This window comes from Pseudomonas sp. NPDC078700 (genome assembly GCF_044542375.1).
Taxonomy (GTDB): Bacteria; Pseudomonadota; Gammaproteobacteria; order Pseudomonadales; family Pseudomonadaceae; genus Aquipseudomonas.
The window spans coordinates 320354-341529 of sequence record NZ_JBITUI010000003.1 but is presented as its reverse complement, the minus strand read 5'-3'; the positions used below and the strand labels follow the sequence as shown (position 1 = coordinate 341529).

Annotated in this window: 25 protein-coding genes; 15 read left to right on the top strand and 10 right to left on the bottom strand. The window is 53.9% G+C overall.

All coding sequences use genetic code 11. The features are described from left to right. The first annotated feature begins 4 nt into the window (after positions 1-4). The 3 genes from ACIGCM_RS11900 to ACIGCM_RS11890 all read left to right on the top strand — a co-directional run bounded on the left by ACIGCM_RS11900 (position 5) and on the right by ACIGCM_RS11890 (position 1979). Positions 5-1213, top strand: a complete 1209-nt coding sequence (locus ACIGCM_RS11900) for an MFS transporter (protein ID WP_397502265.1) — start codon at positions 5-7, stop codon at positions 1211-1213. Next, entirely contained in the window at positions 1210-1335 is a 126-nt protein-coding gene (locus ACIGCM_RS11895; protein ID WP_397502264.1) for a hypothetical protein, read from the top strand. Before ACIGCM_RS11900 ends, ACIGCM_RS11895 begins: the two co-directional genes overlap by 4 nt. Before the next feature lie 71 nt (positions 1336-1406). Then, entirely contained in the window at positions 1407-1979 is a 573-nt protein-coding gene (locus tag ACIGCM_RS11890; RefSeq protein ID WP_397502263.1) for a glutathione peroxidase, read from the top strand. A 111-nt stretch (positions 1980-2090) separates the two neighbouring features. Here ACIGCM_RS11890 and ACIGCM_RS11885 read toward each other — a convergent pair whose 3' ends face one another. The 3 genes from ACIGCM_RS11885 to ACIGCM_RS11875 form a co-directional block, all read right to left on the bottom strand. Further along, complete coding sequence (locus ACIGCM_RS11885; protein WP_397502262.1) at positions 2091-3341, bottom strand: OmpP1/FadL family transporter; 1251 nt, start codon at positions 3339-3341, stop codon at positions 2091-2093. Between the two features lie 197 nt (positions 3342-3538). Next, the gene (locus ACIGCM_RS11880) at positions 3539-4018 is read right to left on the bottom strand and encodes a hypothetical protein (RefSeq protein ID WP_397502261.1); all 480 of its coding nucleotides are present in this window, start codon (positions 4016-4018) and stop codon (positions 3539-3541) included. 227 nt (positions 4019-4245) lie between these two features. After that, a complete protein-coding gene (locus ACIGCM_RS11875) occupies positions 4246-5100 on the bottom strand; it encodes a sulfurtransferase (RefSeq protein WP_397502260.1) in 855 nt (284 codons plus the stop codon). A 165-nt stretch (positions 5101-5265) separates the two neighbouring features. On the opposite strand from ACIGCM_RS11875, the gene ACIGCM_RS11870 reads away from it, so the two are divergent. The 3 genes from ACIGCM_RS11870 (at position 5266) to ACIGCM_RS11860 (ending at position 6828) form a co-directional block, all read left to right on the top strand. Beyond that, on the top strand, positions 5266-5637 hold the full coding sequence (locus ACIGCM_RS11870; RefSeq protein WP_397502259.1) for an STAS/SEC14 domain-containing protein: 372 nt from the start codon (positions 5266-5268) through the stop codon (positions 5635-5637). 33 nt (positions 5638-5670) lie between these two features. Then, on the top strand, positions 5671-6057 hold the full coding sequence (locus tag ACIGCM_RS11865) for a VOC family protein (protein WP_397502258.1): 387 nt from the start codon (positions 5671-5673) through the stop codon (positions 6055-6057). Positions 6058-6144: 87 nt separating this feature from the next. Next, positions 6145-6828 (top strand): spermidine synthase, encoded by a 684-nt coding sequence (locus ACIGCM_RS11860; RefSeq protein WP_397502257.1) that lies wholly within the window; start codon positions 6145-6147, stop codon positions 6826-6828. A 163-nt stretch (positions 6829-6991) separates the two neighbouring features. Here ACIGCM_RS11860 and ACIGCM_RS11855 read toward each other — a convergent pair whose 3' ends face one another. Further along, complete coding sequence (locus tag ACIGCM_RS11855; RefSeq protein ID WP_397502256.1) at positions 6992-8050, bottom strand: SMP-30/gluconolactonase/LRE family protein; 1059 nt, start codon at positions 8048-8050, stop codon at positions 6992-6994. 201 nt (positions 8051-8251) lie between these two features. Here ACIGCM_RS11855 and rnd point away from each other — a divergent pair, with 201 nt between their 5' ends. The 5 genes from rnd (at position 8252) to ACIGCM_RS11830 (ending at position 12629) form a co-directional block, all read left to right on the top strand. Further along, positions 8252-9400: a ribonuclease D gene (rnd, locus tag ACIGCM_RS11850; protein ID WP_397502255.1), complete on the top strand. Its 1149-nt coding sequence runs from the start codon at positions 8252-8254 to the stop codon at positions 9398-9400. Then, entirely contained in the window at positions 9397-9690 is a 294-nt protein-coding gene (locus ACIGCM_RS11845) for a YcgL domain-containing protein (RefSeq protein WP_397502254.1), read from the top strand. The genes rnd and ACIGCM_RS11845 overlap by 4 nt, the downstream gene beginning before the upstream one ends. A gap of 10 nt (positions 9691-9700) precedes the next feature. Continuing rightward, the gene (locus ACIGCM_RS11840) at positions 9701-10639 is read left to right on the top strand and encodes a D-2-hydroxyacid dehydrogenase (protein WP_397502253.1); all 939 of its coding nucleotides are present in this window, start codon (positions 9701-9703) and stop codon (positions 10637-10639) included. A gap of 150 nt (positions 10640-10789) precedes the next feature. Then, positions 10790-11239, top strand: a complete 450-nt coding sequence (locus tag ACIGCM_RS11835) for a YcgN family cysteine cluster protein (RefSeq protein ID WP_397502252.1) — start codon at positions 10790-10792, stop codon at positions 11237-11239. 154 nt (positions 11240-11393) lie between these two features. Then, complete coding sequence (locus ACIGCM_RS11830; protein ID WP_397502251.1) at positions 11394-12629, top strand: hypothetical protein; 1236 nt, start codon at positions 11394-11396, stop codon at positions 12627-12629. Between the two features lie 76 nt (positions 12630-12705). Here ACIGCM_RS11830 and ACIGCM_RS11825 read toward each other — a convergent pair whose 3' ends face one another. Together ACIGCM_RS11825 and ACIGCM_RS11820 are read right to left on the bottom strand one after the other, a co-directional pair. Next, the gene (locus ACIGCM_RS11825; RefSeq protein ID WP_397502250.1) at positions 12706-13173 is read right to left on the bottom strand and encodes an RNA methyltransferase; all 468 of its coding nucleotides are present in this window, start codon (positions 13171-13173) and stop codon (positions 12706-12708) included. 56 nt (positions 13174-13229) lie between these two features. Beyond that, the gene (locus ACIGCM_RS11820; RefSeq protein ID WP_397502249.1) at positions 13230-13601 is read right to left on the bottom strand and encodes a YajD family HNH nuclease; all 372 of its coding nucleotides are present in this window, start codon (positions 13599-13601) and stop codon (positions 13230-13232) included. A 123-nt stretch (positions 13602-13724) separates the two neighbouring features. Here ACIGCM_RS11820 and ACIGCM_RS11815 point away from each other — a divergent pair, with 123 nt between their 5' ends. Beyond that, positions 13725-14069 carry a hypothetical protein gene (locus ACIGCM_RS11815; protein WP_397502248.1) on the top strand — a complete coding sequence of 115 codons (345 nt, stop codon included), beginning with the start codon at positions 13725-13727 and terminating at the stop codon, positions 14067-14069. Between the two features lie 135 nt (positions 14070-14204). Here the strand turns inward: ACIGCM_RS11815 and ACIGCM_RS11810 are convergent, their stop codons facing one another. Both ACIGCM_RS11810 and ACIGCM_RS11805 read right to left on the bottom strand, forming a co-directional pair. Then, on the bottom strand, positions 14205-14678 hold the full coding sequence (locus ACIGCM_RS11810) for a cyclic nucleotide-binding domain-containing protein (RefSeq protein WP_397502247.1): 474 nt from the start codon (positions 14676-14678) through the stop codon (positions 14205-14207). A 103-nt stretch (positions 14679-14781) separates the two neighbouring features. Then, positions 14782-16812 carry a S9 family peptidase gene (locus tag ACIGCM_RS11805; RefSeq protein WP_397502246.1) on the bottom strand — a complete coding sequence of 677 codons (2031 nt, stop codon included), beginning with the start codon at positions 16810-16812 and terminating at the stop codon, positions 14782-14784. A 153-nt stretch (positions 16813-16965) separates the two neighbouring features. Here ACIGCM_RS11805 and ACIGCM_RS11800 point away from each other — a divergent pair, with 153 nt between their 5' ends. From ACIGCM_RS11800 to ACIGCM_RS11790, 3 genes are all read left to right on the top strand, one after another. Then, positions 16966-17439 carry an MFS transporter gene (locus ACIGCM_RS11800; RefSeq protein ID WP_397502245.1) on the top strand — a complete coding sequence of 158 codons (474 nt, stop codon included), beginning with the start codon at positions 16966-16968 and terminating at the stop codon, positions 17437-17439. A gap of 252 nt (positions 17440-17691) precedes the next feature. Then, positions 17692-18468 carry a class II glutamine amidotransferase gene (locus ACIGCM_RS11795; RefSeq protein WP_397502244.1) on the top strand — a complete coding sequence of 259 codons (777 nt, stop codon included), beginning with the start codon at positions 17692-17694 and terminating at the stop codon, positions 18466-18468. A 33-nt stretch (positions 18469-18501) separates the two neighbouring features. Next, positions 18502-19026 carry a DUF2937 family protein gene (locus ACIGCM_RS11790; protein WP_397502243.1) on the top strand — a complete coding sequence of 175 codons (525 nt, stop codon included), beginning with the start codon at positions 18502-18504 and terminating at the stop codon, positions 19024-19026. 35 nt (positions 19027-19061) lie between these two features. Here ACIGCM_RS11790 and ACIGCM_RS11785 read toward each other — a convergent pair whose 3' ends face one another. After that, on the bottom strand, positions 19062-20240 hold the full coding sequence (locus tag ACIGCM_RS11785; protein ID WP_397502242.1) for a VWA domain-containing protein: 1179 nt from the start codon (positions 20238-20240) through the stop codon (positions 19062-19064). Positions 20241-20328: 88 nt separating this feature from the next. Beyond that, positions 20329-21174 (bottom strand): MoxR family ATPase, encoded by an 846-nt coding sequence (locus ACIGCM_RS11780; RefSeq protein ID WP_010483153.1) that lies wholly within the window; start codon positions 21172-21174, stop codon positions 20329-20331. Positions 21175-21176: the final 2 nt, after the last annotated feature.

Below are 21176 nucleotides of genomic sequence, written 5' to 3'. Positions count from 1 at the left end.
TGATATGAATAATGTGTGGCGCAAAAGTGCTTGGGTGATGATTGGGGCTTCGCTGATTCTTGCATTGTCGCTTGGAATCAGACATGGCTTTGGGCTGTTCCTGCCGCCTATGAGTGCAGAGTTTGGTTGGGGCCGTGAAGTCTTTGCCTTTGCCATTGCTTTGCAAAACCTCATCTGGGGTTTAACGCAGCCGTTTACCGGTGCTATCGCAGACCGGTATGGCGCTCAACGCACAATAGTCGTGGGCGGTGTTTTGTATGCCTTGGGCTTAGGCTTGATGGGCTTTGCCGACTCACTTTGGTCATTGTCCTTGAGTGCGGGTTTACTGATAGGCATGGGTCTTTCAGCCACGTCGTTTTCGGTGATTCTCGGTGTGGTAGGGCGGGCCGTTGCTGTGGAAGATCGCAGCATGGCAATGGGTATTGCCAGTGCTGCGGGTTCATTCGGACAATTTGCTATGTTGCCCGGCACACTCGGGCTGATTAGTTGGTTGGGCTGGTCCTCAGCCTTATTGGCGCTGGGCATGCTGGTTGCCCTGATTGTGCCGCTGGCCAAGATGATTAAAGATGCGCCCATTCCTGTTCAGGTCGGCGAGCAAACCTTAGTCGAGGCGTTACGTGAGGCCAGTTCGCATTCGGGTTTCTGGTTGTTGGCGTTGGGCTTCTTTGTCTGTGGTTTTCAGGTGGTGTTTATCGGTGTGCACCTGCCTGCCTATCTGGTCGATCAGCACTTGCCGGCTCTGGTGGGAACCACTGTGTTGGCGCTCATTGGCCTGTTCAATGTGTTTGGCACTTATACCGCCGGTCTACTGGGTAGCAGTCACTCCAAGCCGCGCTTGCTCAGTGTGCTTTACTTAGCACGGGCAGTGGTGATCAGTGCATTTGTGCTTGCACCCCTGACGGTCTGGAGCGCTTATGCATTTGGTATTGCGATGGGCTTGCTGTGGCTATCAACCGTGCCCTTAACCAACGGCACTATCGCCACCATGTTTGGTGTGCGTAACCTGTCAATGTTGGGCGGGATTGTCTTTCTGTTTCATCAGCTTGGAGCGTTTTTAGGCGGCTGGCTTGGCGGCTATCTGTTTGACAAAACGGGGAGCTATGATCTGGTCTGGCAGATTGCGATTGGCTTGAGCCTGATCGCTGCGGCACTCAATTGGCCGGTGCATGAAAAACCGGTGGCACGCTTGCAAACTGCCCAGGCTGGGGTATGAATAGCAGTTGGCTGATCCGTTCTGGCCTGGCTGTAGCTGGGCTGTTGTTGCTGGGTTTGATTTGGTGGGGCTGGCATCAGGGCGGCTTGGCAGTCATGCAACTGGGTGTCGGGGTTTGCTGAGTCGTCACTCAGTGATGCTTGGTGAGCCTTTGCCGTGGTATTGAGTTAAATCAGCGGCTTGGAGTTGTACCATGAAACTGGGTCTTTACAGATTGGCGTCAGTACTCGGCAGTATTGCCTTAAGTGGGCTCATGACTGAGTCAGCAACCGCAGCCGATTGTCCGGCGCTACTCAACGGCCAGTTGCAAAAACTGCGCAGCAAGGATTCGATTGATCTGTGCCAACAGTTCGGCGCAAAGCCATTAGTGGTGGTTAACACCGCCAGCTTCTGTGGGTACACGCCGCAGTTCAAAGGGCTTGAGGCTGTGTACCAGCAATACAAGGAACAGGGCCTCGAAGTGCTTGGTGTGCCATCTGATGACTTCCGACAGGAGTCGAGTGATACGGGCGAGACGGCCAAGGTTTGTTTCGTCAATTACGGCGTGACCTTCGCCATGACCCAACCGCAGTCAGTTACCGGTGATTCGGCTATTCCCTTGTTCAAGGCTCTAAGCGAGCAGACTCAGCCGCCGAAGTGGAATTTCACCAAGTACGTGGTCGACCGGCAAGGCCGGGTGGTTGCGCGTTTTCCAAGCAGCGTCAAACCTAATGATCCGCAAATGATTGCAGCCATTGAGCAGGCATTGAATTCCAAACCTAAATAAGATGTGCTGTGCAGCCTTGAGTACTGCCAGGGAAGAGAAGGTGGCGGTAGATTTGCGCGGCTTTCTTATTATTATTTGTGCCGCACAAATTGAGTGCTTAACCGCTACTGATTAGAAGCGGTAAGTCACTTGAGCGCCTAGACCGTGGGCGCTGTTTTCATAGGTAGAGCTGTAGTTACCGCGTAACGGATCACTGTTGTTGACCTTGGCGTCGTCTTCTTTCAGGTAGGAGTAAGCCACGTCGATGGTCATGTCATCGGTGGGGCTCCAGCCGGCACCCAGGCTGAAGATTTTGCGGTCACCGGTTGGGATACGTGGTGAGCGGTTTGTGTTGTTGGCAGGCGACTGATCAACAGCCAGGCCGGCACGCAATACCCACTCTTTGTTCAGCTTGTAAGCAGCACCAATGGCATGGCCCCAGGTGTCGTGCCAGTCTTGTTCTTCGCTGATGGTTTCAAACGGGGCGCTTACGCCTTCGTTGTTGACAGTGATGTCTTCCAGACGACTCCAGCGTGTCCAAGTGCTGCCTGCATAGACAGTCCACTGATCGTTGATGTCATAGGTCAGGGACATATCAACGGATTCTGGCGTGGTGATATCCAAGCTGGCGTCATACTTGCCTTGGAAGCCGCTTAACAAGCTACCCGTTGGTACTGAAACCTTGGTGTCGCCATCCAGTTTGTAATCGACCTTGGAGTGATAGGTCACACCGGCACGGACGTGTTCGTTGAACTCATAAAGCACGCCTGCGTTAAAACCAATGGCAACATCGTCGCCCTTGATTTTGACCTTGCCGTCTTCAGGGGTGAAACTTGGGATCTTCGAGGTCAGTTCGCCCGAGATATGGTTAATGGTTGGACCAAAACCGATCGACAGGTTGTCATTGAAGCGGTAGCTGACGGTTGGCTGCAGAGTGATGACTTGAACTTCACTCTTATCGCCAAAGTAACGCCCTTGGAAGTCGCTCTCGTAGTCGGTTACCAAACCAAATGGTACATACATACCGATACCGAAGCTGACTTTGTCGTCGATTGGCTTCACGTAGTAGCCCATTGGCACGCCTACAACTGGAACCATATCGCCGTCATTGCTGCCACTCAGGCTGCCGTCTGCGTGTTTGATGTCGGTTTTCGCAATCACCGCAGCCGCACCAACCGCCACTTCTTCACGCTTGAGGCGCGACATGCCTGCAGGGTTGCCGTACAAAGTGGTGGCGTCGTCGGCAGAGGAAGAACGGCCAGCAAACGCTGTACCCATGCTACTGATGCTTTGCTCATTGAGAGCAAAGCCGCTGGCTAGGCTGTAGCTGGATGCGACGCTGATGGCAAAGGCCAAACTGCTTTTTAGAATTTTTTGGCTCACAGGAGGACTCCAAAGGTAGCTAGGGAGCGCAAGCTAACAGGCTTTTAAGGTCTTTGCCAAGAGGAAGAAGTTCTCCTAAAAGCCAAGTTTTGTAGGACAATTTGTGGCGTTTAGCTGTCAACTCCGTTGAATGTGAACAGGCGTTCACTGAGTCAAAAGGTCTGAAAGCCTGACTATTCGGACAGTTTGGGATTGTGTCAGGCAACTTGACCGAGTTGGCCGATGCAGCGCTGCCATGCCTCAATAAAGTCTTGTGCGTGTGCCGTTGGTCGAAAAACATGACGCCAGATTTTTGCCATGGCAGCTAAATCATCAACTGCTGGCAGAGGTTTATGCTCGATTTCAATCAGCATCCAGGCGATTGCAGTGGCGTAGCGCAGGTTGACTGTCAGCTCTATGTGCGGGGCATCGAGGAAAGCATGTTGGCTGGCAAGTCCACGGATTTTGCTTGCCAAGTCAGGATCAAATGCAAGATGGACATCCCAGAGTTGTTGATGCCGTGCTTCCGTTATGCGGAAAAGGCCATGACCCAAGCTGTCATCAAGTTCAGAGCAGAGGCTGGATTGGCTGGCCGCAGCGCCCAGTAGTAGCGCTTCAGCGGCAGGTGAGTAGTGGCCCAAGTAGACCAATGTTGGGCGAATAACGTGCTGGCTGAGTTCACAGGCCGCAATTCCCATACCATCCTCACAAATAGGAGACCGGTAGGGAAGGGCGCTTGGCAGCGGGTTGTTTGGATAAAGACCCTACCGGGAGCGGGGTTAGCCGCTTATGTTGAAGTGTAGTGCGACCTTTGGGATGTAAAGGACTGTTTTTAAATTGTTTTCTTTGTTCCTAAATTACCTATATATCACTTGGTAATTAACAAACCCGCTGATGTAGCGGGTTTACATGCCAGTCAATATGATCAATCGCCACTGGCTACGGGCCTTTGCTGGTCGGTAATCCACTCACTCCATGAGCCTGCATAAAGAGCGGCTAATGGATAGCCGGCCAAACATAGGCTAAACAGGTTATGGCAAGCCGTTACGCCAGAACCACAGTAGGCAACCAGTTGTTCGGCCGAGCGCTGTGCGAGCAAATCGCTAAAGCGCTGGCGTAGCTGATCTGCTGGCAGGAAGCGTCCGTTACTGTCTAGGTTGTCGGTGAAAACTGCACATTGAGCGCCTGGAATATGTCCGGCTACAGGGTCTAGAGGTTCGACTTCGCCTTTGAAGCGAGGCAGTGCCCGTGCATCCAGCAGGGTCATTTCAGGTGCGTTCAGGCGTGCCTGTAGTTGCTCGGCCGAGAGCACCAACGATTCATCGGCTTGACCGCTAAACGTGCCTGTCTTCGCCGGTTGTACCTCGCTGCTAAGTGGCAGACCAGCATCTCGCCAGGCATTGAGGCCGCCATCGAGCACGTACACCCCCTCACGCTTACCCAACCACGCCAATAACCACCAAGCTCTTGCGGCATAAGCACCTGGGCCATCATCGTAAAGAATGACCTCGCTGTGCTTGTCCAAACCCAGCGCCGCCAGTCGTGCAATTAACTGTGCCGGTTGTGGCAGGGGATGGCGGCCAGTAGTACCCGCTTTGATTTCCCCGGATAAATCTGCTTCCAGGTCGAGAAACTGCGCGCCCTCGATATGTCCTTGGTTAAAGCTGCGCTGGCCGTAGGCGGTGTCGTCGAGTGCGAATCGGCAATCAAAAATACATGTATTCGGGTTTTGCTGGCGGTCGTGCAGTTGTTCAGCAGTGATCAGTTGGGCGATAGGCATGTGGGCATTCTCGGGCTGGTTGGGGCAGGCGCGCTGCTTGATGCAAATAAGCGTTTTATCATTGCAGCAAGCAAACTCAAACCTCCTAGCGTGGTCTTATTAATTATCGTACCGGTTGAACAGGTGCCTGTGTTTTAAGCATCTGCACATTACGAGGTGGATGAAATGCTGACGATTAAACCGAGTGAACATACTAATATCATTGAGTTTGAGCTTGATGGCAGCTTGAGTCGTGAGGAGTTTGATCAACTGGCGGCGCGTATTGAGCAAACAGTCGTAGAGTACGGTGAGGTCCGCATGATCGAAGTCGTAAAGCATGTCGGCTCGATTTCTCCCTCCACGCTCTGGGCTGATTTTAAATTCGCCCCCAAGCATCTGAAACACTTCTCGCATGTGGCCATTGTTGCTGATCAAAAATGGATTGGCTGGTTCAGCGAGTTGGTTAAGCCATTGCTCCATGCACAGATCAGCAATTTTAGATTGGATGAACTCGAGCAGGCGCGTTACTGGATTCGTAACGCCACAGAAACGGTTTGATTACCACCCTTTATAACCATGAGATCGGGCGAAATGCAGCCACAACCCTTGATCGCAGTTGCCGATGTGATAGCCAGCAGTTTGTGGTACCAGCAATTGCTCGGGTGTAAATCGGGCCATGGTGGCGCTGAGTACGAGCAGTTGGTTGATTCCAAGGGGCACATGATTCTGCAACTGCATGCTTGGGGCGCTCATCACCATAAATACTTGGGCGACCGCAGTGTGGCTGAGCGCGGTAACGGCATGCTGCTGTGGTTTCAGGTCAATGATTTTGCCGCAGCTCTGGTGCGTATTGCTGCCCTGCATATCAAGGTTTTGCAAGGACCATTGTTGAATCGAAATGCCCAGCACCGGGAGGTCTGGCTGCGCGATCCTGATGGTTACACCGTGGTACTTGCAGGCCAGCACGGCGAGTTTTGAGCTAATACGACTGCGCTCGAAAATACCCTTTTAAAGCCGGGCGGCGCTGCTGTATGGTTCGCGCCATTGATTTAATTCGAGTTGCCGATGAAACGCTTTGTGTTGCTGGACACCGCTCCTATTCCCCACAGCGATAGCGCGCTTTGCTTGTTTGAGTATGGCGAGGATTTTGTGATCAAGATTGCCGGTGGTGACGGCGGTCAATTGATGAACACACGTATGCACGGTTCGGAAGATGCCTTGGCGGCTATTCCATGTAAAAAGGTTGCCGCACGCCCTGAACCGCGCGTGTTGATTGGCGGTTTGGGCATGGGCTTTACGCTGGCCTCAGCCTTGTTGAATCTGGGTAAAAATGCCGAAGTTGCCGTCGCAGAATTGGTCCCAGGCGTGATTGAGTGGAACCGTGGCGCGCTCGGTGCTAAATCGGGTTTCCCCATCAATGACCCCCGTACAAAAATCATTGAGGATGATGTTGCCAATGTGCTCAAGGCCGCCAGAAGCGACTATGACGCAATCATGCTCGATGTCGACAATGGCCCCGAAGGGCTAACGCAGAAAACCAATAGCTGGCTGTACTCAATGGAGGGCTTGCGCCAGTGCCATAAAGCCTTGCGCGCCAAAGGCATGCTGGCTGTTTGGTCTTCGAGTGCGGATCGCAAGTTTTCAGAAAAAATAGCCAAGGCGGGTTTCAAGGCCGAAGCGGTGCAGGTCTATGCTCACGGCAATAAAGGCACTCGGCATACCATCTGGATTGCTGAAATGCAGGGCTGATGATGCTCGGCTAGCGTTTGTTATTGGCGGTTGGAGCAAGTCGAAATTTGGCCCGTGGTGTGGCAAGTCCGAGAGTATTTGCGGTGGCCGCGGGTGGCTGAAAAGAGCGTCAACCACCTAAAAGCGTCGACCACAAAAAATGTCGGCCATTCTTGAGTGAGTGTTAGCGAATTTTCAGCTTGCCGATCCGGTCGTTTTCAAGGCTGCCAAGATACAGATAATCGCCCACCGGCTTTGCCGAGGTAACCATACTCAAGTGGCTGCCACTGGTGTCGTGCAGGCTTTGAGTGATTTTTCCTTGCTCGTTAATTGCAATTACCAACCCGTAAGTCGTGGCTTTGGGCCAGAACATGCGTGGCAGTTTACCGATTTGCGCCTTTAACCAAGGGTGTTGGTGCAGGAAGTCGGCATCAGCTTTGCGCGGCGATGGCATTGCAACCCAAAAGGTGCCTGCTCGATCACCCTCAAGATTGTCAGGCAAGCCAGGCAGGTTATCGATAAACACATCATGGCTGCCTGCCTTTTCACCTTTTAGCCAGTAACGGGTGATGCGGTAGCGGTAGGTTTCGTTGACCAACACGAAGTCTTCTTTAGCTGACAAGGCGATACCATTGGCGAAATACAAATCTTTGAGTAGAACCTTGGTTTCCCCGGTGCTCGGCGTGTAGCTGAGCAAACGCCCCCATGGACGCGCTTCGAGCAGGTCCAGCAAGTAGTCGGGTTGTCCAAAGTGCGAGCTGGCATCGCTGAAATAAATCGTGCCGTCGCTGGCGATATCTAAATCATCGGTGAACTTGAAGGGCAGACCATCAGCGCTGGTGGTCAGGACTTTAATGCTGCCCTTGGGGTCAATTGACAGCAGGCCTTTGTATGAGTCGGCGACAATCAGGTTGCCTTGGGCGTCGAAGTCCATGCCCAGCGGGCGACCCCGGGTATCGGCAAAGGTGTCGACTTTATCGCCCTCAATTCGCACGACCCTGCCGTCAGCCAGGCCCGCATACACACGGCCCTGGGCATCAACCGCGGTGTCTTCTGGGCCATGAATCTGACCTTTGCCAATTAATTGCGCTTTCATCAGCGTGTCATTTGGCTCAAGTACACCCGTCATTGCGGGGGCTTTAGGTGCTTGCCAGGCGACAGGGTTGATTGGGCTAGGCGTTACCGCGAGGAAAATCGCGACGCAGGCGATCAGCAGAATTAGAAGACCAAGCAGTTTTTTCATTATTGTTTTCCGTGTTGGGTGATGGGCACAGCACGTTTTAATGCACACCAGCAGACTACAGGGTCAAGACAGGCCCTGCGCCAATTATGCAGGGCTTTGTGGTCGCATCATTCAGCCAACCGGGTTGATCAGTGATCTGCATAAACCCCGATATGTGGCGCGGGCATATATACTGTCTGCCATTCAGCATGGGAGAGCCGCGTGGCTATCGATATTCAGTGGATCAGTGACAATCAAAGCTTGGCTCAGCACTGCGCACAATGGCAGCGCTTGGCGTTTGTGGCGTTGGACACTGAGTTTATGCGGGTGGACACCTTTTACCCGATCGCGGGCCTGATTCAGGTGAGTGAAGGTGAGCGTGCCTATCTGATTGATCCGCTGTTGATTAGCGACTGGATGCCATTTGCTGCGCTGCTTGAAGACCCACAGGTGGTTAAAGTGGTGCACGCCTGCAGTGAAGACCTCGAAGTCTTTATGCGCCTTACGGGCAGCTTGCCGGCGCCCTTGTTTGACAGCCAGATCGCCGCGGGATACCTCAATCTGGGCTTCTCCATGGGGTACTCACGGTTGGTTAAAGCCGTACTGGATATTGACCTGCCAAAAGGTGAGACCCGTTCTGACTGGCTCAAGCGTCCGCTTTCCGAAACCCAGGTTAGCTACGCCGCAGAAGATGTCTTGCACCTGGCGCATGTTTATTTCGAGTTGCAGGCGAAGCTATCGCCGGAAAAATACCAATGGGTGCTTGATGACTGCGCCGACATGGTCAATAACCTGGGGCGTGAAGTTGAACCGCAAGAGGCGTATCGCGATGCCAAGCTGGCGTGGAAACTCTCGCGTGCGCAGTTGGCTGTCATGCGTGAACTGTGCGCCTGGCGTGAGCGTGAGGCGCGGGCGCGTAATCAGCCGCGTAACCGGATTCTGCGTGAGCATTCGTTGTGGCCGTTGGCAAAGACTCAGCCTGACAACTTGCAGAGCCTGGCGCGTATTGAAGACATGCACCCCAAAACCGTGCGTCAAGACGGTGAGTTTATTCTTGAACTCATCAAAAAGGCTGCTGCACTTCCTGCTTCAGAGTGGCCAGAAGCATTGCCAGAGCCTTTGCCAATCGAGGCTTCTTCAGTGCTGAAAAAGCTGCGTGCTATTGGCCAGCGCGAGGCTGAACGGTTGGATATCGCTCCGGAATTGATGCTGCGTAAGAAGATCCTCGAAGCCCTGCTCAAAAGCGGTTACCCAACCGGGCCCTATGAATTACCCGAGTCCCTGACCGGCTGGCGCCGTGAGTTGATGGGGCAAGCATTATTAGATCGTCTGGCTAAAATCAGCGAAGCCAAAGAAGAGGAAAGGGTGTGAAGCGCATCTGCAATATTTACAAGAGCTCGAAACGCAATGAGATGTACCTTTACGTCCTGAAAAGTGATGAGCTTAAGCGTGTTCCAGAATCCCTGCTCCTTGCATTCGGTACGCCGACTTTAGCGTTTAGCATGATCCTGACCCCTGAGCGCGCGCTGGCCCGTGAGGACATTCATCAGGTCTTGGAAAACCTTGATAATCAGGGGTATCACCTGCAGATGCCACCGCAAGAAGAAGACTATATCCAGCACTTGCCTGAAGAGTTGCTGCGCCGTAACGATCCTGTCTAAGCCGATCCCCATGCGCGTATTGATTGCTGAGAAATCCCATCTTGCTTACGTTGAGCAGCTCAGGCCCGCCCTGAGCTCACTCGAGCTTGAGTGGGTTGCCAGTGATGATCCTTTGCGTTTGCCAGCGTTGGCCGCAGATTGTCAAATCTGGCTGGGGCAGCCTGATTTAGTGGCGGGATTGTTGCGCCAGGGTTTCAAGCCGCAGTGGCTCCAGTCGACTTGGGCAGGGATCAGTCCAATGCTGGCTGATGATTTACCCCGTGATTACCTGCTCAGCCGAGCGGTGGGTATTTTCGGTCAGGTGATGAGTGAGTACGTGCTTTGCCACATGCTCGCCCATGAGCGTCAGCTATGCGCCCAGCATAGCGCCCAGATTGAAAAGCACTGGCGTTCGGTCATGCCGCCTAGCCTGGCTGGAAAACGGGTGTTGATTGTCGGCTGCGGTGACATCGGCCACAGTGTTGCCCAGTTTTTGGCACCCTTTGGGGTTGAGCTCTATGGGGTTGCCAGCCAAGCCCGTGAGCAGTCACCTTTTATTCGGGTGGCAGCAATGGCGCAGTTAGCCTCGATGGCAGGCCAGGCGGATTATTTAATCAACCTGTTGCCCGATACGCCCACTACTCAAGATATTTACAACGCTGAGCTGTTTGCTCAGCTTAAACCCAGTGCGGTGTTTATCAATGCCGGGCGCGGGGTTGCGGTGGTTGACGCTGATTTGGTCCGCGCGTTAGAGCTGAACCAACTTGCGGGGGCGGTGATAGATGTGTGCCGGGTCGAGCCATTGCCTGCCGGGCATATATTCTGGACGGCGCCACGCCTATTGCTTACCGGACACAGCTCGGCGCCAACCCTCAATACATTGATGGCGCAGTTGTTTGTCAGCAATTTGCGGCGTTTTATGGCAGGTCAGGCGTTGCAGGGGCAGGTCGATTTCAGTCGCGACTATTAAGCGTGTGGCCAAGGCCCCAGCTTAATCGCTTCAGTCGCGGTCAAAGCGACTACGCTTTAAATATCAGCTATCCGCCGAAGTAGGCTTGGTCGCCCAAGGGGACCGCGTTAGACTGCCGGCCTTTTCGTCCCTCATTCGTAGTTTTTTGCCATGGCCGCTAAAGTCGAACCCTTCTGGAAACGTAAAACCCTCGATCAGCTTGATCAAGCTGAATGGGAGTCGCTGTGCGATGGCTGTGGACTGTGCTGCCTGCAGAAACTTGAAGATGAGGATGACGGCAGCGTCTATTACACGCGTATTGCCTGCAAGCTACTTGATCTGGACACCTGCCGCTGCACCAACTACGAGAACCGGATCAAGTTCGTCCCCGACTGCATCCAACTGACGCCTGCCCAGGCTGATCAGTTCCAGTGGCTACCGCCGACCTGCGGCTACCGCTTGGTCAGCGAGGGTAAAGATTTACCCCTCTGGCATCATTTGGTATGCGGTGACCCCGAAGCCGTGCATATCGAGCGTATTTCCCAGTCCGGGCGGATGCTCAGCGAAAAAAACGTCGCTGAAGATGACTGGGAAGACTATCTGATTTTTCGCGCAGGCTGATTTGCCCACATATAGCTTGCAGAAATATTCGCTAAAGTTACCTGAGTGCTTTTGCTGACTACGCATTAAAAATGCCGGGTCTGGAAAGGAATTGCCAAGCGGGCACCTTGTCTATGCTTGGAGTTGATCTTGTTCGCCATGGAGTTGCCCTGTGATGTCGATTCGTCGTGTATTGCTGTCTGCTGCACTGCTTAGCTTGAGCTCGCCATTATGGGCAGCCAATAAAGTCGATCTGGATTACAACGTGCGATTCGTGCCTGAGAGTGATGTGGCCGAAGTCAGCATGTCATTGGACAAAGGCGAAGCCATTAGCCAGTTTTCCTTTAACCTCGGAGATCAACAGCGCTATTCGGATTTCACCACTGAAGGCGGTGAATGGACTCAGGAAAGTCCTGAACGCGGCATTTGGAAGCCGGGTAAAGGCAAGACCACACTCAGCTATCGGGTGAAGATCAGTCATCCCCGCGATGATGGCAAGTTTGATGCGCGCATGACCGAAGATTGGGCACTGTTTCGGGGTGATAACCTGATACCCAGCGCGACCACGCACATCCAGGACAAAACCATTCTGAGCACGCACCTGACCTTTAAACTGCCTAAAGGTTGGCCGAGTGTTGAAACCGGCTGGCCACGGGTGGGCAAAAACAAGTTCTGGATTGATAACCCTCAGCGCAAGTTTGATCGCCCAACGGGTTGGATTCTTGCAGGTAAAATCGGTACCCGCCGGACCAAACTCGGCGAAACCGATGTCACCATTGCTGCGCCAGATGGCCAAGGTATGCGGCGTATGGACATGCTGACCATGCTTACGTACGTCTGGCCCGAAGCGCAGGCCGTATTCCCGCGGGACCCGAAAAAGCTGCTGGTGGTCGGCGCAAATGATCCAATGTGGCGGGGCGGACTGTCGGCAACCAACTCTTATTTTATGCATGCCGGGCGTCCGACTGTCAGCGAAAACGGAACCAGCTCACTGGTTCATGAACTGGTCCATGTGTTCACCCAAATTAAGGACACCGACAAAAGTGATTGGATCAGCGAAGGCCTGGCTGAGTATTACGCCATTGAGTTGGTGCGTCGCTCCGGTGGTATGACTGAGGAACGCTACCAGAAAGTACGCGAGCAACTGATCAAGTGGAGCAAGCCAGTCAAAAGCTTGCGCACCGAGAACTCAACTGGCCCAATTACTGCCCGTGCGGTACTGATGCTGCAAGATCTGGATCGTGAGATCCGCAAGGCCACTAAAGATCGCAAGCAGTTGTCACTCGATGATGTCACCCGTGGCTTGATGCGTATGGACAAGGTCAGCACCAAAGACTTTATCGAGATCAGCGAAAACGTGATGGGTAAGTCATCTGACGTGCTGGACACCAAGCTGCTGAAGAGCAAATAAGCCAAGCCAGCAACGAGTACTTGGGTGCCTGCTGGGGTGGATGACATTTTTCATCCACCCTTTGCGACGCTGAATATTAAAACTTCGGCCCGGACTTAGTATTGTTGCCTTTGGCCATGCGGTCGTAGAGCACCACGTTAACCGTGGCAGCCAAATTCATGCAGCCTTGGGTGGGGATGTACACCACGTCTTCACACCAGGCGCGAATCTCTTTACTGAGCGAGCCGTCTTCCGGGCCGAAGATATAAATGGCGCGGTCTGGATGGGTGTATTCCGGCAAGGCGTGAGCACCCTCAACCAGTTCTACAGCGACGGGTGTGCAGCCCAGCGGAATGATTTTCTGCAGGTCATCAATGTTGATCAGCGGGATATCAAGGTGCACGCGCTTGGTGTCGGTGACAAAGTCTTTGGCGCGGTCGTAGCGGGTGCCTGTGTAGAACACGCTGCTCACGCTGTAGCAGCCTGCAGCCCGCATGATAGAGCCGACATTATCGGGTGACTTCGGGTTGACCAAGCCAATGCAACTGTATCGTTTGTTCGCCACGGCTTGTGCCCTTTGCGCAAAAGGCGCTGATTATACGTGGAGTTGGGCGTGGGCGTTTACTCTTTGCTTTTTAGGAGTGCCGCCAAGTCAGCAAAGGGATTGTGCGTGGCAGTTGAGGCTTTCGGTGAGCTGAGCGAGTCGTCCGAAAAGTACTGCTGATCGGTATAACGAGAGTGCTCGTTATCGTGGCAGAACAGGCAGAGCAACTCCCAGTTGGAACCATCTTGGGGGTTGTTGTCATGGTTATGGTCGCGGTGATGAACGGTTAACTCGCTCAAGCGTTTACCGGCGAACTCACGGGCACAGCGGCCACAGACGTGCGGGTACATTTTCAGCGCTTTGTCGCGATACCCTTCTTCGCGGCTGCGCTGGGCGTCAGCGAGGATGCGGTCGAGTTTGGCGGTGGCAGGTGGTTTTGGCAAAGTCATGCAGGTTATCCGAGAGAGTGACCAATATCGACTAGTCTAGCGCCAGTGGTGATCAAGGAGAACTGTCTTCAATCCCTGGCGTCCAATCTCTATGTAGCTGAATCCGAGGTAGAGGAGGTTAATATGCAAGGCATAAGACCTGTTGTCGGTGCTCTGGTACTGAGTTTATGCGCCACAGTTACGGCGGTGCAGGCTCAGAATTACGGGACACTTGGTTCTGGTAGCTCATCGAGTCATTCCGCGGGCAGTGCAAATCCGCAGCCCTACGAGCAACCCCGCTTGCGCTCAGCGCCCAGCGGTGCTCCGGCAACCAGTCCGCGGCTGCTTAATAATTCAGTCAACCAACCGATTCGCCAGCAAAGACCGACCACCACCTTGAGTCCGGCGGATAAGCCTATACCTGAGCTTGAAGAACAACTTCAGCGTAACAGCGACGGCCTGAAGACCGAGCCTGAACCCGAGCAGTAGGTTGGATTTTTAGGTGGCTGTGGATGAAGCGCTTGTAGAGTTGCTGACGCTCTTAGCCGTCTACACATATCTAAAAATAACACCACGGTGGGCATGCTTCGCTGTCTCATCCTACGAGTTGCCGATAAACGCCAGTCAGAGCTGTTGCTCAACACGTTGGCCGTCCAGCATTCGTAAACGCTTGGACATGGCCACGGCAATCGCCCTGATCAGTTTGGCGGCGGCCTTGGGGGATTCGTTGATCATCTTTTCCAGCGAATCCCGCGATAACACTACCAAGGTGCAGTCGCTGACAGCCACGCAACTGGCAGAACGGCGCTCACCATCGAGCACCGCCATCTCGCCAAATGCGCGCCCTTTGCGCAGCTTGGCAATTTCAACATTGTCGCCGCTGGAATTGGTCTTGTAGACCGACACCGCGCCGAAATGAATGACGCACATAAAGCTACCGGCTTCGCCTTCGCTGCAAATTAATTGTTCGGGCGCATATTTGCTGATGCTGAAATAGCCTGCTGCTGCCAATACATCTGCTGGGTGCAAGCTATTGAACAGGCCGCAGTCGAGCAGCATGTCGCGGATTTCGTTAATCAGGTAGGAGCTGTCGGTCATGATGTCAGGGCAGTTTCCAGGATTGGCGCAAGCATGCCAGCCTTGTGGTGCGCAAGCTGTGAACGCCAGCACAGCCAGACGTTCACAGGGTGCAACCCAGGCCCTAGCTGATCTTCAACACCTTGAAAATGAATGCATATTCCAAGGCCACATCTTTTAGTGCCTGGTAACGACCGCTCATACCGCCATGCCCTGCATCCAGCTCGGTTTTGAGCAGCAACAGTTTGTCGTCGGTTCTACTGGCACGCAGCTTGGCTACCCATTTTGCTGCTTCCCAATACTGCACCCGACTGTCGTTGTATCCCGCCACCACCAGCATGGCGGGATAGGCCTGGGCGCTGACATTCTCATAGGGCGCATAGGCTTTGATGCTGTCATATACATCGGGGTGGTTGGGATCACCCCATTCGTCGTACTCGGTAACGGTCAGTGGCAGATCCGGGTTTAGCATGGTGTTTAGCACATCAACAAAGGGCACTTCAGCAATGGCTGCTGCGAACAGGTCGGGCCGCTGATTGAGCACGGCGCCCATAAGCAAGCCGCCTGCACTGCCGCCGCTGATGACGAGCTGTTCACTACGGGTAAAACCAGCGGCACACAAATGCTCGGCGCAGGCGATAAAATCACTAAAGCTGTTGGGTTTGTGCGCAAGTTTGCCTGCTCGATACCAGGCTTCACCCAATTCACCGCCGCCGCGAACATGGGCGATCGCGAACACTACGCCGCGATCCAGCAAGCTAAGGCGTGCGTGGGAGAACCATGGGTCCAGGCATTCGCCATAAGCGCCATAACCATAGAGGTACAGCGGGCAGGGCGTGCCGAGCAAGTCTTTGCGCGCAACCAGGCTGACCGGGATTTTCTGGCCGTCGGCAGCCGTTGCCCAGACCCGCTGACTCACATAAGCGTCAGGGTCAAACGGGCCTTCAACTGGCGTTTCTTTGAGCACCTGTTGCTCACCTGTGGCCAGGTCTAGCTGGCGCACCTGTGCTGGGCGGTTCAGTGCCTCGTAACGCAAGCGCATGGTGTTGCTGTCGAATTCCAGCGCATCTTGTACATAGAGGCTGTACGCCGCATCGGGCAAGCTCACGCGGTAAGTTGGCAAACCTTGCGGGGTGACCTCAATGACCGGTAAACCACCTTCACGCAAGCTCAGCAGCAGGGCATGGGCATTGAGCGTCATGCCGTCAATCATCACCCGCTCATCATGGGCGCGCAGTTCGATCCAGCTTTCCCGGGTGAAGCTTTGTTCTGTGGCGTGATACAGGGCGAAGTTGATGCCGCTTTGGTTGCTGCGAATAAACCATTGCCACTGGCCATTGTGCAGGCCGTGGTCAACGTCGTATTCGTGGTCTTCTTGGCGCGGGGCCACGCAGCTAAAGGCTTGGTCCGGTGTCTCAGCATCCAATACCCAGGCTTCGCTGGTGGTCTTGCTGCCCATCATCAGGATCAGCTGGCGTTCAGATGAGGCGCGGTAGCAATGCAAAAAGAAACGCCCGTCAGGCTCATGAAACACCAGCTCGGCCTGATCGCTGCCGAGTGTGGTGCGGTACAGCATGTGCGGGCGATGGGTGTCATCCAGCTCGACAAAAAACAGCGTTTGGCTATCGTTGGCCCAGGTCATGCTGCCATCGCAGTTTTCAAACGCAAGGCTGTGTACGCTGTTATCGCTGAGTTGTTTGACATGCAGTTGGTAAATTTCTTCACCGCTGGTGTCGGTGCTGTAGGCCAAGCGCTGATGATCAGGACTGATACTGAATGCACCGAGCGAGAAGAACCCGCCGTCAGCCAACTGATTGGGGTCGAGGAGCAATTGTTCGCTGCTTTCATCGACCACGTGGGAGCCATCTGCCGGGCGTTTGCAGCGATAGTGTCGCGGGTATTCGTCTCCGGCTGTGGTGCGTTGGTAATACAGGTAGGGCCCCCAAGGCGAGGGCAAGGATAAATCGGTCTCGCGGATTCGGCCTTTAATCTCTTGGAAAAGCTGTTCGCGCAGTTCCTTTTGATCGTCTAGCTGCGCCTCAAGGTAGTCGTTTTCGGCCCGCAAATACTGAAGCACATCTTGGCTATCGCGATTTTCCAACCAGCGGTAAGGGTCGCTGCCAGGCTCGGTGTGGGCGACAGGGGCGTTGGCCATGGAATAACTCCGGAATCATTGAGTACCGACGGCAGGGGCACCGTTCAGCGTAAAAGTCGCTATCATAAGCGTGACTTTACAATGTCCGCCATAATTTAGGGTCGTTCGCGGCTCGTGACGAAATGGGAACAGACCCTAAGGATTTGCCACATTATGTTTGAGAACGAAAACCTGCTCGCCTGGGCTGTCTACGGCATTGCTGCGCTGGGCTGCTTATTGGTTTGGTTCCGTTTAACCAGTTGGATGTGGCGTTATTTGCGCGAACCATTGCGAGTGCTCGTCGCGGTTTTACTGTTCAGCCCGACTATCGTTGACCCCAGCAAAGAGCTGTTTGCACCGGCGATTGCCGTGAGCGCTCTGGATATTTTATTCAAAGTGGGTAACAACCTCTGGCGCGCAGTGGCCGATCTGGCCCTCTATGGCATGATCGCCTTTGTCGCCTACCTGATTTTTGTAGCGGTTCGCTGGCCGATTGAGCGCTGGTGGAAAAATCGCCGCCAAGCAGCGCTTGAACCCGAAGACGCAGGTGATCCGCGCACCTTGCGTGAGATTATGGATGATGGTGATGCTGAGCCCGATTATGCTCACCATGACCGCCCGGGTATGCGCGTAGAACCACGCCTTTAGGCCTATCAAGCGCTGATAGCCTTTGCCTGAACCTTGGGGTTCGCCAACAACTGTTGGCGGGCCTGAGCAGCTCACGCGCTGTCTTGCGCAAAATACTTCGAACCTAAAGACCCTGACCTTTGCTGTTTGCCGATAGCGAACTAGCGTTGTGCTGCCCGTGAGGTAATCTTGGTCAAAGCAAATGAGCGTCACGGCAGCAATAGGACGTCTTTATACTGAGCCATTAAAGCTGCGGCGGGTGGAGAAACAGCAATGTGCGAACTGTTGGGCATGAGTGCGAATGTGCCGACTGACATAGTTTTTAGTTTTACCGGGCTGATGCAGCGGGGCGGCAGCACTGGGCCACATCGTGACGGTTGGGGTATTGGCTTTTATGAAGGCCGTGGCTTGCGTTTGTTTCAGGACCCCAGCGCCAGTTATGAGTCGGAAGTGGCAAAGTTGGTGCAACGTTACCCGATCAAGAGTGAAGTGGTGATTGGGCATATTCGCCAAGCCAACGTGGGGCGGGTTTGCCTGGCCAATACCCATCCCTTTGTGCGTGAGATGTGGGGTCGCAGTTGGTGTTTTGCACACAATGGGCAGTTGGCAGAGTTTGAACCTGAGTTAGGGTTTTATCAGCCCATTGGCGATACCGACAGCGAAGCGGCTTTTTGCGACTTACTCAATCGTTTGCGCAGTGAGTTCCCTTGCGCGGTCGATGTTGAAAAGATGCTGCCAACCTTGGTTGATGCCTGTGTGGCCTATAGACGCAAAGGCGTGTTCAATTGTCTACTCAGTAATGGCGATTGGCTATTTAGCTTTTGTTCAAGCAAGCTTGCCCATATCACCCGTCGCGCGCCCTTTGGTCCGGCGCAGTTGATGGATGCAGATGTACAGGTCGATTTTCAGTCTGAAACTACACTTAACGACATCGTCACAGTGCTGGCAACAGCGCCACTGACCAATAACGAGAACTGGAATTTATACCAGCCGGGTGAGTGGCGTTTGTGGCGTGCTGGGGAATGTATTGCAAAGGGGATCACGGCTTAACCTTTGCTCAACAAAGGATTAATGGGGACTCGGATGCTTAGAAGTTATTTACGCTTGGCATTATTTGCCTTGGGCTTGCTGGTTGGGGTGCAAGTACCAGGTTATATCAACGATTACAGCAAGCGTGTTGATGCGCATCTACTCGAGTCGGAGCAGAGCCTGCAAGGCTTTCGCGAAACTGCCAAGCGCTTCTTCAAGGGCGATATGGTTGCTTTGGTCGCGCATTATCAGGCCAGCGATGATCCGGTGATGCAAAGCGATGCCAAAAGCGTCAACACCCTGGTGATGCGGGCAGACTTACTTAAAACTGAATCTCAAGCCATGCATGGGCCGTGGTATCAACAGGTTTGGCATTTAAGTACTGCGGCCGACTCGCAGTTGCTTGAAGAAACCTACAACGCCTACACCTTCCAGGTGTTGTTGGTCCCTGAGGCGATTGCTTGGGGAATTGCCTGCGCCTTGCTGCTGGCGTGGGTGATCGAGCTGCTGCTGGTGACTATTGTCGGGTTGCTGGGCGGCGGTAATGATCGCCGTGTGCGTGATCGTCACTGGCGTTAGACACACGCCGCAGTGATCTGCGGCGTAGTCAGTGTTTATTTCGAGAGCAGCTTCATACCGTCTTCCAGACCTTGCAAGGTCAGCGGGTACATCTTGTCTTCAACCAATTCCCGCATGATATTGGTTGAAGCGGTATAGCCCCAGGTATCCTTCGGGTAGGGGTTGATCCAGATGAGTTTCTTGTACTTCTCCATGAACCGCTTGATCCACACGTAGCCCGGCTCTTCGTTCCAGTGCTCGACGCTGCCGCCTGCCTGGGTGATTTCATAGGGGGCCATGGCGGCGTCACCGACAAAGACCACTTTGTAGTCAGCGCCGTATTTGTGCAGCAAGTCTTGGGTGGAGAAGCGCTCAGAGGTGCGACGCAGGTTGTTCTTCCACACCGACTCATACACGCAGTTGTGAAAGTAGAAGTATTCCATGTGCTTGAACTCAGTCTTGCACGCAGAAAACAGCTCCTCACAGACTTTGACGTGGGCATCCATCGAGCCGCCGATGTCGAACAGAATCAGCAGTTTGACGGTGTTACGCCTTTCAGGACGCATCTGAATATTGAGCAGGCCCGCGTCCTTGGCGGTGTGGTCGATGGTGCCGTCGAGATCCAGCTCATCTTCCGCGCCTTGGCGGGCAAACTTACGCAGGCGACGCAGTGCCACCTTGATATTACGCGTGCCCAGCTCGACCTGGTCGTCTAAGTTTTTATACTCGCGCTGATCCCACACCTTGGCGGCTTTGCCTTGGCGTTTGCCCGCATCCCCGACACGAATGCCTTCTGGATTGAAGCCGCCAGAGCCAAATGGGCTGGTGCCACCGGTGCCAATCCACTTGTTTCCACCGGCGTGGCGTTCTTTTTGCTCTTCGAGGCGCTTTTTAAACTCTTCGATGAGTTTATCCAGACCGCCTAGCGACTCAATCTTGGCGCGCTCTTCTTCGCTTAGGGAGCGTTCAAATTCTTTGCGCAGCCATTCATCCGGGATCAATGCCTCAATATGTTGATTGAGGTTTTCCAGGCCGTTGAAATAGGCACCAAAGGCACGATCGAACTTGTCGAAGTGACGCTCGTCTTTAACCAAGATAGTACGGGCGAGGTAATAAAACTCGTCCATATCAGCGAACACCACGTTGTGTTTCAACGCATTGATCAGATCGAGCAGCTCGCGCACCGATACCGGCACTTTGGCTGCACGCATTTCATTGAATAGGTTTAGCAGCATGGCTGCACCCTCATCTGTAGATTCTGGCTAGGGCTGTACACCACGGCCATGCGCGGGTCTGGCTTGGCAAACCTGCGGCTGAGGACTGTTAGCGACCGGCGCGGCGGCTCATAAAGGCCAAGCGTTCGAGCAATTGCACATCCTGCTCGTTCTTGACCAAAGCCCCTGCCAGTGGCGGGATGGCTTTCGTCGGGTCACGTTCGCGCAGTACCGCCTCGCCAATGTTGTCAGCCATCAGCAGCTTGAGCCAATCAACCAGTTCAGAGGTCGAAGGTTTTTTCTTCAGGCCCGGCACTTTGCGCACATCAAAGAAAACGTCGAGGGCTTCGCTGACCAGGTCTTTCTTGATGGTTGGGTAGTGCACATCAACGATGCGCTGCAAGGTGTCGCGATCCGGAAAGGCGATGTAATGGAAGAAGCAGCGACGCAGGAAGGCGTCTGGCAGCTCTTTCTCGTTGTTTGAGGTAATGATGATAATCGGGCGCTGGACGGCCTTGATGGTTTCGTCTGTCTCGTAAACGTAGAACTCCATCTTGTCGAGTTCTTGCAGCAAGTCGTTAGGGAACTCGATGTCAGCTTTGTCGATTTCGTCGATCAGTAGAATGACTCGTTCCTGGGACTCAAAAGCTTCCCAAAGCTTGCCCTTCTTGATGTAGTTACGCACGTCATGGACTTTGTCTGAATCGAGCTGTGAATCACGCAGGCGGCTGACCGCATCGTATTCATACAGACCTTGGTGAGCCTTGGTCGTCGATTTGATGTGCCACGTGATCAGGCGCGCACCAAAGGACTCGGCCAGTTGCTCGGCAAGCATGGTTTTGCCGGTGCCTGGCTCGCCCTTGACCAGCAACGGGCGTTCCAGCGTAATGGCAGCATTAACCGCAAGCTTGAGATCGTCTGTTGCGACGTATGACTGAGTGCCTTCGAACTTCATGG

What these genes read in the sequence shown, in the direction of transcription:
- ACIGCM_RS11900 (WP_397502265.1), top strand. Translation starts at nt 5, where the DNA reads ATGAATAATGTGTGGCGCAAAAGTGCTTGGGTGATGATTGGGGCTTCG.
- ACIGCM_RS11895 (WP_397502264.1), top strand. Translation starts at nt 1,210, where the DNA reads ATGAATAGCAGTTGGCTGATCCGTTCTGGCCTGGCTGTAGCTGGGCTG.
- ACIGCM_RS11890 (WP_397502263.1), top strand. Translation starts at nt 1,407, where the DNA reads ATGAAACTGGGTCTTTACAGATTGGCGTCAGTACTCGGCAGTATTGCC.
- ACIGCM_RS11880 (WP_397502261.1), bottom strand. Translation starts at nt 4,018, where the DNA reads ATGGGAATTGCGGCCTGTGAACTCAGCCAGCACGTTATTCGCCCAACA.
- ACIGCM_RS11875 (WP_397502260.1), bottom strand. Translation starts at nt 5,100, where the DNA reads ATGCCTATCGCCCAACTGATCACTGCTGAACAACTGCACGACCGCCAG.
- ACIGCM_RS11870 (WP_397502259.1), top strand. Translation starts at nt 5,266, where the DNA reads ATGCTGACGATTAAACCGAGTGAACATACTAATATCATTGAGTTTGAG.
- ACIGCM_RS11865 (WP_397502258.1), top strand. Translation starts at nt 5,671, where the DNA reads ATGCAGCCACAACCCTTGATCGCAGTTGCCGATGTGATAGCCAGCAGT.
- ACIGCM_RS11860 (WP_397502257.1), top strand. Translation starts at nt 6,145, where the DNA reads ATGAAACGCTTTGTGTTGCTGGACACCGCTCCTATTCCCCACAGCGAT.
- ACIGCM_RS11855 (WP_397502256.1), bottom strand. Translation starts at nt 8,050, where the DNA reads ATGAAAAAACTGCTTGGTCTTCTAATTCTGCTGATCGCCTGCGTCGCG.
- ACIGCM_RS11840 (WP_397502253.1), top strand. Translation starts at nt 9,701, where the DNA reads ATGCGCGTATTGATTGCTGAGAAATCCCATCTTGCTTACGTTGAGCAG.
- ACIGCM_RS11835 (WP_397502252.1), top strand. Translation starts at nt 10,790, where the DNA reads ATGGCCGCTAAAGTCGAACCCTTCTGGAAACGTAAAACCCTCGATCAG.
- ACIGCM_RS11830 (WP_397502251.1), top strand. Translation starts at nt 11,394, where the DNA reads ATGTCGATTCGTCGTGTATTGCTGTCTGCTGCACTGCTTAGCTTGAGC.
- ACIGCM_RS11820 (WP_397502249.1), bottom strand. Translation starts at nt 13,601, where the DNA reads ATGACTTTGCCAAAACCACCTGCCACCGCCAAACTCGACCGCATCCTC.
- ACIGCM_RS11815 (WP_397502248.1), top strand. Translation starts at nt 13,725, where the DNA reads ATGCAAGGCATAAGACCTGTTGTCGGTGCTCTGGTACTGAGTTTATGC.
- ACIGCM_RS11810 (WP_397502247.1), bottom strand. Translation starts at nt 14,678, where the DNA reads ATGACCGACAGCTCCTACCTGATTAACGAAATCCGCGACATGCTGCTC.
- ACIGCM_RS11805 (WP_397502246.1), bottom strand. Translation starts at nt 16,812, where the DNA reads ATGGCCAACGCCCCTGTCGCCCACACCGAGCCTGGCAGCGACCCTTAC.
- ACIGCM_RS11800 (WP_397502245.1), top strand. Translation starts at nt 16,966, where the DNA reads ATGTTTGAGAACGAAAACCTGCTCGCCTGGGCTGTCTACGGCATTGCT.
- ACIGCM_RS11795 (WP_397502244.1), top strand. Translation starts at nt 17,692, where the DNA reads ATGTGCGAACTGTTGGGCATGAGTGCGAATGTGCCGACTGACATAGTT.
- ACIGCM_RS11790 (WP_397502243.1), top strand. Translation starts at nt 18,502, where the DNA reads ATGCTTAGAAGTTATTTACGCTTGGCATTATTTGCCTTGGGCTTGCTG.
- ACIGCM_RS11785 (WP_397502242.1), bottom strand. Translation starts at nt 20,240, where the DNA reads ATGCTGCTAAACCTATTCAATGAAATGCGTGCAGCCAAAGTGCCGGTA.
- ACIGCM_RS11780 (WP_010483153.1), bottom strand. Translation starts at nt 21,174, where the DNA reads ATGAAGTTCGAAGGCACTCAGTCATACGTCGCAACAGACGATCTCAAG.